The sequence below is a fragment of the Wocania arenilitoris genome (assembly GCF_021728535.1).
Taxonomy (GTDB): Bacteria; Bacteroidota; Bacteroidia; order Flavobacteriales; family Flavobacteriaceae; genus Wocania_A; species Wocania_A arenilitoris.
Window position 1 is genome coordinate 52,697 of sequence record NZ_JAKKDU010000016.1, and the last position, 14,351, is coordinate 67,047.

Here is a 14,351-nt window from a genome sequence, read left to right on the forward strand (position 1 = left end):
ATCATGAAAACTAAATTAAAATCATTATTACTATTACCTTTTTTTGCCCTTTTAATGTTGACGTCTTGTCAAGAGGAAGTTGTAGATATAACACTTCCAGCAGAGACTGAAGCACAAACGCTTACTGCCAATGCTCCTCTAACTGCTTTAATAACTGCGACGTCTTATAAGGACGGGTCAAAAGATAACATCCTTGATAATGCCAGTTGTTTGTCTGTTGAATTACCTGTTACTGTAGTTGTTAACGGACTTGAAATAATTATAGATTCTGAAGAAGACTATAAAGTTATTGAAGCTATTTTTAAGCAGTTTGACGATGACGACGATCGTTTACAATTCATTTTCCCAATTACAATTGTTACTACAGAGTACGATGATATTGTAATTAATAATGCCAATCAATTAAAAGAATTTGTTGATGAGTGTAGAGGAGAAAATGAAGAAGATGACGATATAGAATGTATCGATTTTAAATACCCAATTTCTTTTTCGGTATACGATGCTAACTTTCAAGTTATTGATGTTGTTGAAATTGAAAACGACAGACAATTACACAAATTTATTAAGCGTGTTAGAGAAGAATCTGGATTTTTCGCAAGCCTTAACTTTCCTGTAACTATGGTTTTAGCTGATGGTACAGAAATAGTTGTAAATAATAACCAAGAGTTAGAAAGAACCATAAATGAAGCTAAAGATGCTTGTGATGAAGATGATGATAACGATTATGGTGATGACGATTTTACAAAAGAACGTTTAGACGAATATTTAAAAATTTGCCCATGGGTAGTGCATGAGTTTAAAAGAAACAATCAAGATAACACTGCTGAGTATAAAGAGTATGCTTTAAACTTTAAAGAAGATGGTGTTGTAAGAATGCGTGCTAGAAATGGCGATGTATTAACAGGTACTTGGAGTACTCGTGTAACTGATAGAGGTGCGCTTTTAAAATTAGAATTTGATACGCTTGCAGACTTTACTTTAGAATGGGTTGTTTACGATATTGAGTATGGTAAAATTAAACTATACGAAGTTGGTGGAAACAGAATAATTATGAAGAAAAACTGTGATGTAGTTATCAATATTACTAAAGAGCGTATAGAAAACTATTTAAAAGAATGTTTATGGAGAGTTACTAGATTAGAAGTTGATGGTAACGATAATGAAAAAGATTATATAGGAACACCATTAAAGTTCTTTAATGATAATGTTGTGAAAATTAGAGTAAACGGAGAGTTTGTACAAGGTACTTACGAGATAGCGGTGACTAATAACAGATTCTTTTTACAAATCTTTTTAGACGATAGACCTAATTTAAAATTAGAATGGTTAATTACCTTCTTAGAGCCAGGTTTAATTAAATTAGAGTCTGAAGATAACAGAATGGTGTTAAAAAGACATTGCCCTGATGGAGATGATGATATAAACTTTATTGGTGATGTACTTATAACAGGACAATGGGAAGTAGCTTTGTATAAAGATGATGGAGTAGATGAAACACAAGATTACTTAATGTACACTATTGATTTCTTAGAAAACGGATGGATAAAAGTAACCGATCCTAATAACGGAATTATTGATGGTTCATGGTTAACTTACAGAAGTGACGGACTTTTAAAACTAGCACTTAATTTTGGATTAGAGGCACCTTTTAATGAGTTTAATGATAGATGGAAAATTGTTGAAGTAACTCAAACACGTATAGAGCTTAAAGATGTTAGTGGTGGTAATGGCTCTGAAGATATATTAGTCCTTGAGAAAAAAGAATAATTATGTTTTTGGTGAAAAGGAAACTCAGCTTTTTCGGTTGGTTAGGTTAATTATTGATTAGGTTTCCTTTATAAAAGCTGTCAAACTCTAAGTTTTGACAGCTTTTTTTTATTCTCTTTTTTATAGTTTGTCACTTCTACAATACGCCCTAAATCATTAAATCGAAAATATTTTCTTCAGTTTTTTACTGAAGTAACAATTAATTTGTCATTCCCATGAAAACGGGAATCTATCTAAAAGAAAAAACAAAATAATTCTTTACTTTTGCAGCTTGATTCATAGGATAAATCTATACTTAAAATTTCAACAAAAATTATGTTTAATAATTTAAGCGATAAATTAGATAAAGCCTTACACGTTCTTAAGGGGCACGGTAGTATTACAGAAGTAAATGTAGCCGAAACTTTAAAAGAAGTACGTCGCGCATTGTTGGATGCCGATGTTAACTTTAAAATAGCTAAAGAATTTACCAATAGAGTTAAAGAAAAAGCTTTAGGTCAAAACGTATTAACTACGTTACAACCTGGACAACTTATGGTAAAGATTGTTAAAGACGAGCTAACCGAACTTATGGGTGGCGATGCCGAAGGTATTAACCTTTCTAGTACACCAAGTGTTATTTTAATGTCGGGTTTACAAGGTTCTGGTAAGACTACATTTTCAGGAAAACTAGCAAATTATCTTAAAAATAAAAAAACTAAAAAACCACTTTTAGTAGCTTGTGATGTATATCGTCCTGCTGCGATAGACCAATTACATGTTGTTGGAGAGCAAATAAACGTTGAGGTTTTTAGCGATAGAGGAAACAACGATCCTGTTGCCATTGCACAAGCAGGTGTTGCCCATGCTAAAGCTAACGGATTTAATGTGGTTATTATAGATACCGCTGGTCGTTTAGCTGTTGATGAGGTCATGATGACCGAAATATCTAACATTCATAAAGCCATTCAACCGCAAGAAACGTTGTTTGTTGTAGATTCTATGACAGGGCAAGATGCTGTAAACACTGCAAAGGCCTTTAACGATACCTTAAATTTTGATGGTGTTATTCTAACTAAATTAGATGGTGATACCCGCGGTGGAGCTGCTATTTCTATTAAATCTGTAGTTAATAAACCCATTAAGTTTATTGGTACAGGAGAAAAAATGGAAGCTATTGATGTGTTCTATCCATCACGTATGGCAGACCGTATTCTCGGAATGGGTGATGTGGTATCGTTAGTAGAACGCGCGCAAGAGCAATTTGATGAGGTTGAAGCTAGAAAACTTCAAAAGAAAATAGCGAAAAACCAGTTTGGATTTGATGATTTCTTAAAACAGATTCAACAAATTAAGAAAATGGGGAATATGAAAGATCTTGTCGGTATGATTCCAGGTGCTGGAAAAATGATGAAAGATGTTGATATTGATGATGATGCTTTTAAAGGTATTGAAGCTATTATTCATTCAATGACACCAAAAGAAAGAAGTAATCCTTCTGTTATCAATGCGAGTAGAAAAAAGCGTATTGGTAAAGGTTCGGGTACATCTGTTCAGCAAGTTAATCAGTTGCTCAAGCAATTCAATCAAATGAGTAAAATGATGAAAATGATGCAAGGTGGTGGCGGTAAAAAAATGATGCAAATGATGAAGAATATGCGCTAGTTTACAGTCTCAGTCTCAGTCTCAGTCTCAGTCTCAGTCTCAGTCTCAGTCTCAGTCTCAGTCTCAGTTTGCAGTTAAAAGAAATATGGATTTTAAACAATTATTGGCTTACAAAAAGGCATTTGATTTAGCAATGGATATTTTTGAAATATCGAAACCCTTTCCGAAAGAAGAAACCTATTCTTTAACAGATCAAATAAGAAGAAGTTTACGTTCAGTATGTGCAAATATCTCGGAAGCTTATTGGAAAAGAAGGTATCCAAAACATTTTATTAGTAAATTGACTGATGCAGATGAAGAAAACTCTGAAACTAACACATGGCTAGATTTTGCATCGTCTTGTAACTATATTTCGTCTAGAGATTACGCAAAATATATAGAAAAAAGTAAAGAAGTAGGGAAGCTAATAAATTATATGATTAACAACCCAGATAAATTTGGAGTAAAAACTGAAAACTAATTATAAGCATGAGTAAGTTAGCAGAGTAAGAGCTGCGACTGAAAATTAATTATAAGCATGAGTAAGTTAGCAGAGTAAGAGCTGCGACTGAAAACTGCGACTGAAAACTATTTAGTATGACAATTTTAGACGGAAAAAAAACAAGCAATGAGATTAAAGAAGAAATAGCTAATCATGTTAGTTCTATGATTTTAAAAGGCGAAAGAGTGCCACATCTTGCTGCAATTTTGGTAGGTTCTGATGGAGCGAGTATGACTTACGTTAATGCTAAAGTAAAAGCTTGTAAACTTGTTGGGTTTAACTCTACGCTTATTGAATTACCAGAATACACTTCCGAAGAAGATTTGCTTGAAAAGATTAACGAATTAAACACAAATGATGATATTGATGGTTTTATAGTACAGCTGCCTTTACCAGAACAAATTGATGAGCAAAAGGTTTTAATGGCTGTTAATCCAGAAAAGGATGTTGACGGATTTCATCCTGTAAATGTTGGAAGAATGGCTTTAGATTTGCCAACTTTCTTGCCAGCAACACCATACGGCATTATGGAATTATTGGAGCGTTATCAAATAGAAACTTCTGGAAAAAATGTTGTTGTGATGGGGCGTAGTCACATTGTTGGTCGTCCAATGAGTATATTGATGAGTCAGAAACGAAAAGCAGGCGATGCAACCGTAACTGTTGTACATAGCCGTTCAAAAAACTTATCACAAATAACTAAAGAAGCTGATATAATTGTTGCGGCCATTGGAATTTCAGAATTTTTAACTGGCGATATGGTAAAAGAAGATGTTGTAATTATTGATGTTGGCATTACTCGTGTTCCAGATGCAACCAAGAAAAATGGCTACAGATTGGCAGGCGATGTACATTTTGAAAGTGTAAGTAAAAAAGCCAGTTACATTACTCCTGTTCCTGGTGGTGTTGGTCCAATGACGATTGCCATGCTACTTAAAAACACGTTATTAGCAAGAGAGAAGCATGTAATTTAAAACTCGCCTTAGATTTAATCAATATTGTAAGTTTTTTTTCTCTAAAAGCATTTTTGTTTAAAAAATTTCTTCATTAATTAATATAAATTTAACATTGTGTTATATTTGTTTTTAATTAATGACTCTTACAAAAGAAAATATAGTAGCAGAAGAAGATTATTGGGCAAAGTTTGTTGATGGGGATAAAAGCGCTTTTACTCACATTTACAATTTTAATATAGATGCTTTGTTTTCATATGGAATGAAGCTACATCCAGATAGGGATTTTGTTAAAGATTGTATCCAAGATGTTTTTTTGGATGTTTTTGAACATAGAAACAAACTGTCTACACCAAGAAGCGTTAAGCATTATTTGTTTGTGGTTTTGAAAAGAACTATGTTTAAAAAACTTAAAAAAGAAAGTAAAAAAGAGAGTTTATCTGAATTTGAAAAATTATCTTTTATTACAGATTATAATATTGAATCTATAACTATAGATAAAGAAGATCAAATCTATAAAAAGAAGCTTGTTAATCAAATAGTAAAAGAACTTACACCCAAACAACAAGAAATATTATATTTAAGATTTACAAAAGATTTTGACTATAAAGAAATTTCTGAAATTATTGATATCGATCATAATTCGGTTCGCAAGCAAGTTTATAGGGCTATTAAAAAATTAAGAAAGCACGATGTTTTTAAAGACGTTATTAAAATTCTAATATTATACGCTTTGTCAAATAACTAAGTCTTAATTTAATTTCTATTTGTTTTATTTTTAGTAAGTTATATTTTTTTTGAAAAAAATATATAAAAACTGTCCACAAATAATTTATTTCTACCACTATATATTAAATAAAAGAAAATATGGAGCCTTATTCAAGGTATTTAGAAGACAAATCTTTTTTAGACTGGGTTTATAGCCCAACCCCCGAAAGTGATAGCTTTTGGAAATCTTATATAAAAGAACATCCAGAAGAAAAAGAAACAATGTATACTTTAAAAAGCATATTAGTTAGTTTAAAAACTAGTGATGCTATTATATCTAATAAGGAAAAGCAAGAAATACTTCAACGTATTTTAAACCAAACTGGTAATATAAAGCCGAAGCAAATAAAAAGATTACCAAGCCTAGTAAAAAAGTATTATAAATATGCGGCCGTATTTGTAATTATCATTATTGGAAGTGTTTTTATTAATAAAAATTTTATTGAAAATAAAAAGCTGCCATTTAGTGATGTTGACTTAACAGCTCTAGATTCTTTAACCAGTACGCAGTTAAATCTTGCAACTGGAGAACAATTTTTAATAAAAGAGACGAAATCAACAATTGAGTACAATAGTTTAGGGAATATAATTCTGAACCAAAATGATACTATAAATAATAATATTGCATACTCAAAAGGAGAAGAAGAATTTTTAAATACTTTAATAATTCCATACGGCAGACATAGTAAAATTACACTTTCTGATGGAACAGTTGCCCATCTTAATGCCGGAACTCAATTTGTTTTTCCAGAAAAATTTGTTGGAGATAAAAGAATAGTGTTTTTATCTGGCGAAGCTTTTTTTGAGGTAGCTTCCAATAAAGCAAAGCCATTTATAGTAAAAACTATTGTAGAAGAATTATCTGTAGAAGTTTTAGGAACTAAATTTAATGTATCTGCTTATCCTACAGATAAAGAGGTTTTAACAGTTTTAACAGAAGGTAAAGTTAATGTTGTTGAAGACTATATTTTAAATGACAAAAAAACAATTTTAAAACCAGGCCAATTAGCAACTTGGAATAAAGAGAATGAGGATATAAAAGTAAAACACGTAAACACTGATAATTATACATTATGGACTCGGGGATTGTTGTATTTTGAAAGTGAACCAATGGTAAATGTTATAAAAAAGCTAGAACGTTTTTATAATATAGAATTAATATTTGAAGAATCATCAAATAAATTAGTTAATACAAACATAAGCGGGAAATTAGACTTAAACGATAATTTGCAGCGAACACTTGATAACTTAATTGCCACAGCAGAATTTAATTTCGAAAAAATAAATAATAGAAAATATATGATAAAATAGAAAAAAAACCAGAGAATGCGCCAACACTCTCTGGCTAATAGAATCTGTTGTAACAACAGATATTGTTTAATTAATAAACCAATCAAATTTATGAAAAAAAAACAGGTTTTCCATAATTCACTAATGAATTATAGGAAGAAAGCTCTACTAGTGATGAAATGTCTTAGCTTATTTTTAGTGTTATTCTCATTTTATTCTTTCACAGATTTATATTCACAGAATACTAAACTAAAAATCGACCTAAAAGAAGCTTCTTTAATCGATATGATTAAAGAGATTGAGAAGCAAAGCGAGTTTGTCTTTATTTACAACGATGAAATTTTACCTGAGTTAAAAAGGGTAAGAGGGGATATTCAATTCAAAAACAGATCAATTTATAAGGTTTTAGATAGAGTGTTAGATGCAAATAAACTAGTCTATTCTATAAACGAAAGGCAGGTTATCTTGAATAAAAATACTTTATTTAATAGTCCTGTTAATTCACAGCAAAGTGTTATTTCTGGAACAGTAAAAGACGAAGCTGGAGTACCCTTGGCTGGAGTTAATATTATAAAAGTTGGTACTTCAACAGGAACTCAATCAGATTTTGATGGAAATTTTTCAATCAATGCAGAAAATGGAGATCAATTAACTTTCTCTTATGTTGGTATGGAAACACTTACTGTAACTATTAGTACTAATGAGACTATAAATGTTACTTTGCTTGAAGATATTGAGAGCTTAGATGAAGTAGTAGTAACTTCTTTAGGAATTACTAAAGAGAAACGAGCTATAGGGTATGCCACATCTATAATTAAATCAGAAGAGCTTGTAAAAACAGGAACACCAAATGTTGCAACTGCATTATACGGTAAAGCACCAGGTGTTCGAATTGCAGCTACTTCTGGAGGATCTACAAGTGCTGTTAATGTTCAAATTAGAGGTTTAGGATCGATAACAGGTAGCACTCAGCCGCTAATAGTAGTTGATGGGATTCCAATACGTAATGAAGACGTTAGTAACAATAATTATTGGGCAGACCAAAGGATAAGAGGTAATGGTCTTTTAGATATTAACCCAGAAGATATTGAGAATATTTCAATATTGAAAGGAGCTTCTGCTGCTGCGTTGTATGGTAATGAGGCTTTAAATGGAGTGGTTTTAATAACAACTAAAAGCGGTAAAGGAGTTAAAAAAGGTCTCGGAATAAGTTTTAATAGTACATATACTGTCGATAAGGCAGCTTATTTTCCTAGATATCAAAATGTAAGAGGACCAGGTTATCCTGTATACTTAGCTGATGCAGGACAGGATGAAGATATGTGGTTGTATTATGATGTAGACGGAGATGGTATTGAAGAAACACGCAGACCTATAGGTACATCAGTTAATTTTGGGCCTAAGTTTGATGGACAACCTGCATTATCTTGGACAGGAGAAGTAATTCCTTATAAAGCTCAAAATGGACCAAAAGGGTTATTTCAAGAAGCTCACAATTTCATGAATAATTTTTCTATTGTTAATACATCTGATAAACATAACTTGAGATTTTCTTACACTCGTCAAGATAATGAAGGTTTAACTTTAAATACTGAGAATGATAAAAACATATTTAATTTAAATACAAGTTTTAATTGGAATGATGATTTAAAAACAGATGTGCTTATCAATTATATTAACTCTACAGTAAAGAACAGACCATATTCTATAGACCGCTTAACTAATAACTTTGGAGGTATGATGACTCGCTTTGATAGTGGTAATTGGTATCATCAATATTATAAAACAAGTCTAGGTTATCGTTTTGTAACAGGTAATAATGAAAGTTTAACACCAGACGAAAATTTAAGAATTACAGGCTATAGAGGCGATGTGTTAGATTTTGCTTGGCGTGTTAACGAACATAAATATGAAGAAAATACAGATCGTATTATAGCCAGTATAACACAGCATTGGAATATTACTGATGAAATAAAACTTAGGGGAAGGTTTGCTACAGATTATACAGCATTTCAGTCACAAAATAAGCACTCTTCTACACGTCCTTTAATTTATGATCCATCAGGATATTACTCTATTGCAAATAGTATTAATAAAATTGTGTATGGTGATATTCTTTTAAGTTATGACAAATCACTTACTAAAGATTTAAGCTTAAAACTAATGGCTGGTTATACTGCTGATAAACAGACTTTTTTTCAAACTAGTAGGGGTACTAGAGGGGGTCTGAGTGTTGAAAACTGGTTTTCGCTTTCATCATCTACTGATACTCCAAATTCGGGTAGTAATGAGTGGTCTATGGTTAAAGATGCTTTTCTTGGAACTGTTAATTTGGATTATAAGAATTATTTGTTTGTTGAAGCAACAGTTCGTCGAGATCGTACATCTACTATGAACCCAAATAATAACACCTTTTATTATCCATCAATTAATTCTGGTTTTGTGTTTTCAGACGCTTTTGAAGTGCCAGATTTTATTTCTTTTGGTAAACTTCGAGCGTCCTGGGGTAAAGTAGGGAACTTTCCATCTAGATATCTTGCAAATATTGCATACCAACAAAATACGCTTGGTTCCCAAGGAGGAGGGTCTGTAATATACACAACGCTTCCAACTTCAGCAGGAAACGATGCTATAAAGTCTGAAACGCAACGTGAATTCGAGTTTGGTTTAGAACTTAGATTATTTAAAGGAGTTTTAGGGCTAGATATGGCCTACTACGATTCAAGGCTTGAAGATCAAATATTACCATTATCATTACCAAATTCATCAGGGGCTAATTCAGTATTGACTAACATTGGAACTATGAGAAATAAAGGTATTGAGATTGGTATTAATGCTACTCCTATTTCAACTGCAAATTTTACATGGGATACTGGAATTAATTTTGCTCATAACAAGAATATGGTTGAATCTTTAGCACCAGGTTTAGAGGAGTTAGTTCATGCTAATTTTGATGGTAGTGCAGCTTTGTTAAAGTCAGAACCCGGAGAACCTGTAGGGGTATTCTATACTCACCCAGTTGCAACCGATGATAATGGTAACAAAATAGTTGATCCTAATGGACTCTACAAAGTAGACCCAGATAAGTGGGAAAAGGTTGGTAGTGCTCAGCCAAAAGCGGTAGGAGGCTTTAGTAATTTCTTTACTTATAAAAACTTCTCTTTAAGTGCTTTAGTTGATTTTAGAATTGGTGGATATGTAATGCCAACAGCATTAAACTGGATGACAAGTCGAGGTTTAACTGAGGAAAGTTTATGGGCTATGGATGCTGAACATGGAGGGCTTTCGTGGTATGAAGATTCAAATGGAGATAGGTATTTAATAAATGCTGGTACTACACAAGGTCCTAACGGAGAAGTTGTCTACGATAATGGTATTGTTTTAGATGGAGTTAAGGCTGATGGTACACCTAACGATTATATAACATCTAACCCAGAATATTTTTTAACAGTATATAATTGGGGTGGTCCACAATACAGTCCAAATACGCGTTATGACTTGTATATTAAGGAAAACACTTATTTTAAAATGCGTGAACTTGCTTTGTCTTATGAATTTCCTAAGGATGTAGTTAAGAAGCTCGGTTTTCAAAATTTACAGTTGTCGGTATTTGGAAGAAATTTATTCTATTTCTATAGAACAATAAAAGATATGGATGCAGAACAGTTAACAGCTGGCTCTAAATGGAACCAAAATGTAAGTAATGCAGGAACAAACCCTGCTAGTAGAACGTTTGGATTAAGTTTACGAGCTAAACTCTAATTTGTAAGAAATGAATAATTTTAAAAGTTTAAAAAAGATGAAGAAACATATTTATATAATATTAATAGCAATTTCATTGGTGTTTATTGGTTGCCAAGAGTCTGAGTTTGCTGATAATTACACTCACCCTAATAAAATAGGTGAAACAACTGTACCAAAGCAGTTTACAGGTGTTTTAAGGGCTAATCTAGATTATGTGTTGCCCAATTACAGAAACTACTTTGTAGTATTGAGAACCACTTTATTGCGTTGGACACAAGCTGCAGGTTGGATTAATAGCCTAAGTCAATATCAAGTAGGGGCTGCAAGTGTTGATGACCAATGGAATAACTATTATACAATGTTTACTCAGTATAGAGAACTAGAAAAAGTATATAGCACACTTACAGTCGAAGAACAACAAAAGCTTAGAATTTATTGGTTAGCAGCAAGTATTTATGTGTATGATCATACACAAGATATGGTAGATTTATTTGGATATATACCTTTTTCTGAAGCTGGTAAATTAAGCCAAAATGGAGGCGATTATTTAGCGTCATTACCTGCTTATGACTCTTCTCAAACTATTTACACAAAAATGCTAGATGATTTAAAAGCTATAGCAGATGAATTAAATAGTATTTCGATAGATAGTGCAACTAAAGCTGTTTTTGATACTCAAGATTATATAAATCATGGAGATATTTTGCTTTGGAAAAAGTATTGTAATTCCTTACGTCTACGCATTTTAAATCGTGTTTCTGGAGCATCAGAGTTTTCATCTCGATCAGAAACAGAAATGGCTAGTATTTTGGGGAATTCTAGTAGCTATCCAGTTATTGAGTCAAATGATGAGAATATTCAAATTGAGGTTGTTAATTTGGATACTCCTATTAACTCTAAAGGATTTGAACAAGGTTTCGGAAGTCAAGGTTGGTATACTAATTACGCTGGTAAAAGAATGGTTGATCATATGAATGATAATACCGATCCTAGGATTCGTGCTATTTATGAGTTAGGAAGTAATGGTTATCAAGGTATAGATCCATTAGGTGATCCTTCAGCACAAACTGATCTTGCAGATAACGGAGATATTAGTTTGTTTAACCGTTCTACTTTTAATCAAAACGAATACTTTCCTGGAATGCTTATGAATGCTGCTGAAGTGAATTTTTTAAAGGCAGAATATTATTTACGAGAAGGTAATGATGGTGCAGCAAAAACAGCTTATGATATAGGCATACAACAATCAATAGAGTGGTACTATTGGGTAAGATCTGTTAGTAATGATGATATCTCTGGGCCACTTGCTCCATTAGGAGCGACAGAGGTTGATGACTATATTGCTGAGATAGATATAGCATGGGGAGGTACCGATAATGAAAAACTTGAATTAATAGCCACTCAAAAGTGGTTGCATTATAGTGTAGTGCAGTTACGCGAGAGTTGGGCAGAACAGCGCCGATTAGATTTACCAAGCCTTCAGTTTTCACCAGATGATTCTAATACACAGTCTTTACCACCAGTAAGATGGTTGTATCCAGACAACGAGAGGTCAAGAAATTCAGAAAACTTTCAAGAAGTCATTTCAATGGATAATATGACCACTAAAATATTTTGGGATGCAAACTAAACTCAGTTTAAATATATTATAATGATTTTATGTTAAATTTCAAGGTTTTGAATTAGCTTGATTTAACTTGATTGTTTGAGGAAACTACTTAGCTGTAGTTTCCTCTTTTATATATTGTTTTTATTTTATTTAAATATTAAATTGCGCTATGAATTCTTCAATTTTTAGTGCAATTTTTTTGTTAAAAAGGGTATTAATTGGTAGTATAGAACATATATTCCCAATAATTATTTCCATTTTATTTTGTGTATTATTTATTAAATATTCAAAGTTAAAATTTAGCTCAAAGCAACAGTATAAAGCATTACATGCTTTGGGTTGTTTAGTATCTCTTACAGTTATAGCTTTTCATTTATATAAAATAAGTTTGGAAGGTTATAATATTACCACAGATTTACCTTTGTACTTATGTAGTTTAATGGCTTTGTTTATTCCTGTATTTACTAAATATAGAAAATATTGGATGTTCGAAATTTTAGTGTTTTGGATTCTTGGTGGCACTGTTCAAGGTGTAGTTACTCCTGATATAGCAGTTGGTTTTCCTTCTTTTGATTACTTTAGGTTTTGGGCAGTACATTTAGGTGTTTTAATAATTATTTTCTATGCCATATTTGTTTTTAAAATGAGCCCCAAGTTAGCTAGTGTTTTCAAATCATATTTTGCTTTGCAAGCATATGTCTTTTTAATGATTCTTATAAACTATGTGTTGAATGCTAACTATTTTTATTTACTTGAAAAACCAAAATCAGCCTCGTTATTAGATTATTTTGGAGATTGGCCTTATTACATAATTGTTGTACAAATAATATTAATACCTTATTTCTTATTAATTTATTTGCCGTTCTATTGGATTGAAAAAAGGAAAAAGCGGATAGAAGAGAAAACTATTTAGCAAATAGTTGAGTCATATCTTTAAAAGCCTTTAATTCTAAAGCATTACCCGAAGGATCTTTAAAAAACATGGTTGCTTGTTCGCCTGCTAAACCTTCAAACCTAATGTAAGGCTCTATAACAAATTCAATGTTTTTGCTTTTTTAATCTTCCGCGAAAGCGTGAGAAATTTCCCAATTTAAAACTACGCCAAAGTGGGGTACAGGAACTGCCTTTCCATCAACAGCATTGGTGTGTAAATCACTATCAGATTTGGGTTTGTAATGAATAACTAATTGATGTCCAAAAAAGTTGAAATCTACTCACTGGTCGCTACTTCATCCTTCTTCACAATTTAAAATATCGCGATAAAATGTTCTACAAGTTTCTAAATTATAAACAGGAATTGCTAAATGAAATGATTGAACTTTAGTTATAGCTTTCACTTTTTATGTTTAGATTTTATTGCTTTATATTCTTTAGTCGAGTTACTAATTAATTTACTTAATTCATCAAGCTCTTCTTTAGTAAGGTCTCTATATTTACCTAAAGGCATATCCAGTTTAATATTCATTATTCTAACACGTTTTAGGGTTTGTACTTCGTAAGTTAAATATTCGCACATACGACGTATTTGCCTATTTAAGCCTTGAGTTAAAATGATGCTAAACGTATGCGAATTTATTTTTTTTACTTTACACTTTTTTGTGATTTCACCCAAATCTTCAAGGTATATACCGCCAGACATTCTATTAATAAATGTTTGTGAAATAGGTTTGTCAACGGTTACAATATATTCTTTTTCATGATTGTTACTGGCGCGCAAAATTTTGTTTACTATATCGCCATCATCGGTTAAAAGTATTAAACCTTCGCTAGGTTTATCTAATCGCCCAATAGGAAAAATACGTTTTGGATAATTAATATAATCAATAATGTTGTCTTTTTCAACTGATGTATCTGTGGTGCAAACAATACCAATAGGTTTATTAAAAGCTAAGTAAACAAAGGATTCTTTGGTGTTTTTTATTTCTTTTCCATCAACATGTACCACATCATTTGTGGTTATTTTTGTCCCCATTTCTGGTACAACGCCGTTAATAGTTACTCTGCCAGCTTTAATTAACTTATCTGCTTCTCTGCGCGAGCAATAACCAGCTTCACTTAAAAATTTATTGATACGTTTTAATGATTCACTCATGGC

10 protein-coding genes and 1 pseudogene are annotated in these 14,351 nt (G+C 31.9%); 9 read left to right on the plus strand and 2 right to left on the minus strand.

The genetic code is table 11. The features are described 5' to 3' along the window. Positions 1-3 precede the first annotated feature (3 nt). From L3X37_RS12875 to L3X37_RS12915, 9 genes are all read left to right on the plus strand, one after another. Positions 4-1,767 carry a hypothetical protein gene (locus L3X37_RS12875; RefSeq protein WP_237240585.1) on the plus strand — a complete coding sequence of 588 codons (1,764 nt, stop codon included), beginning with the start codon at positions 4-6 and terminating at the stop codon, positions 1,765-1,767. Positions 1,768-2,082: 315 nt separating this feature from the next. Continuing rightward, a complete protein-coding gene (gene ffh / locus L3X37_RS12880; protein WP_237240586.1) occupies positions 2,083-3,411 on the plus strand; it encodes a signal recognition particle protein in 1,329 nt (442 codons plus the stop codon). Positions 3,412-3,496: 85 nt separating this feature from the next. Further along, positions 3,497-3,871 (plus strand): four helix bundle protein, encoded by a 375-nt coding sequence (locus tag L3X37_RS12885; protein WP_237240587.1) that lies wholly within the window; start codon positions 3,497-3,499, stop codon positions 3,869-3,871. Positions 3,872-3,987: 116 nt separating this feature from the next. Continuing rightward, on the plus strand, positions 3,988-4,866 hold the full coding sequence (folD, locus tag L3X37_RS12890; RefSeq protein ID WP_237240588.1) for a bifunctional methylenetetrahydrofolate dehydrogenase/methenyltetrahydrofolate cyclohydrolase FolD: 879 nt from the start codon (positions 3,988-3,990) through the stop codon (positions 4,864-4,866). Between the two features lie 118 nt (positions 4,867-4,984). Next, positions 4,985-5,593, plus strand: a complete 609-nt coding sequence (locus tag L3X37_RS12895; protein WP_237240589.1) for an RNA polymerase sigma factor — start codon at positions 4,985-4,987, stop codon at positions 5,591-5,593. Positions 5,594-5,712: 119 nt separating this feature from the next. Further along, the gene (locus tag L3X37_RS12900; protein ID WP_237240590.1) at positions 5,713-6,924 is read left to right on the plus strand and encodes a FecR family protein; all 1,212 of its coding nucleotides are present in this window, start codon (positions 5,713-5,715) and stop codon (positions 6,922-6,924) included. A gap of 264 nt (positions 6,925-7,188) precedes the next feature. Then, a complete protein-coding gene (locus tag L3X37_RS12905) occupies positions 7,189-10,665 on the plus strand; it encodes a SusC/RagA family TonB-linked outer membrane protein (protein ID WP_237240591.1) in 3,477 nt (1,158 codons plus the stop codon). 37 nt (positions 10,666-10,702) lie between these two features. Then, positions 10,703-12,277 (plus strand): SusD/RagB family nutrient-binding outer membrane lipoprotein, encoded by a 1,575-nt coding sequence (locus L3X37_RS12910; RefSeq protein ID WP_237240592.1) that lies wholly within the window; start codon positions 10,703-10,705, stop codon positions 12,275-12,277. A gap of 148 nt (positions 12,278-12,425) precedes the next feature. Further along, positions 12,426-13,169, plus strand: coding sequence for a YwaF family protein (locus L3X37_RS12915; RefSeq protein WP_237240593.1), 744 nt, complete (start codon positions 12,426-12,428; stop codon positions 13,167-13,169). Here the strand turns inward: L3X37_RS12915 and L3X37_RS12920 are convergent. Beyond that, a pseudogene (locus L3X37_RS12920) lies at positions 13,162-13,584 on the minus strand (VOC family protein). The gene L3X37_RS12915 and the pseudogene L3X37_RS12920 overlap by 8 nt on opposite strands. 5 nt (positions 13,585-13,589) lie before the next feature. Then, a complete protein-coding gene (gene rluF / locus L3X37_RS12925; RefSeq protein ID WP_237240594.1) occupies positions 13,590-14,348 on the minus strand; it encodes a 23S rRNA pseudouridine(2604) synthase RluF in 759 nt (252 codons plus the stop codon). Positions 14,349-14,351 lie beyond the last annotated feature (3 nt).

Bases quoted from the DNA above. Each gene is read 5' to 3' on its own strand.
- L3X37_RS12875 (WP_237240585.1), top strand. From the start codon at position 4: ATGAAAACTAAATTAAAATCATTATTACTATTACCTTTTTTTGCCCTT.
- L3X37_RS12895 (WP_237240589.1), top strand. From the start codon at position 4,985: ATGACTCTTACAAAAGAAAATATAGTAGCAGAAGAAGATTATTGGGCA.
- L3X37_RS12910 (WP_237240592.1), top strand. From the start codon at position 10,703: ATGAAGAAACATATTTATATAATATTAATAGCAATTTCATTGGTGTTT.
- L3X37_RS12905 (WP_237240591.1), top strand. From the start codon at position 7,189: ATGATTAAAGAGATTGAGAAGCAAAGCGAGTTTGTCTTTATTTACAAC.
- L3X37_RS12885 (WP_237240587.1), top strand. From the start codon at position 3,497: ATGGATTTTAAACAATTATTGGCTTACAAAAAGGCATTTGATTTAGCA.
- L3X37_RS12915 (WP_237240593.1), top strand. From the start codon at position 12,426: ATGAATTCTTCAATTTTTAGTGCAATTTTTTTGTTAAAAAGGGTATTA.
- rluF (WP_237240594.1), bottom strand. From the start codon at position 14,348: ATGAGTGAATCATTAAAACGTATCAATAAATTTTTAAGTGAAGCTGGT.
- folD (WP_237240588.1), top strand. From the start codon at position 3,988: ATGACAATTTTAGACGGAAAAAAAACAAGCAATGAGATTAAAGAAGAA.
- ffh (WP_237240586.1), top strand. From the start codon at position 2,083: ATGTTTAATAATTTAAGCGATAAATTAGATAAAGCCTTACACGTTCTT.
- L3X37_RS12900 (WP_237240590.1), top strand. From the start codon at position 5,713: ATGGAGCCTTATTCAAGGTATTTAGAAGACAAATCTTTTTTAGACTGG.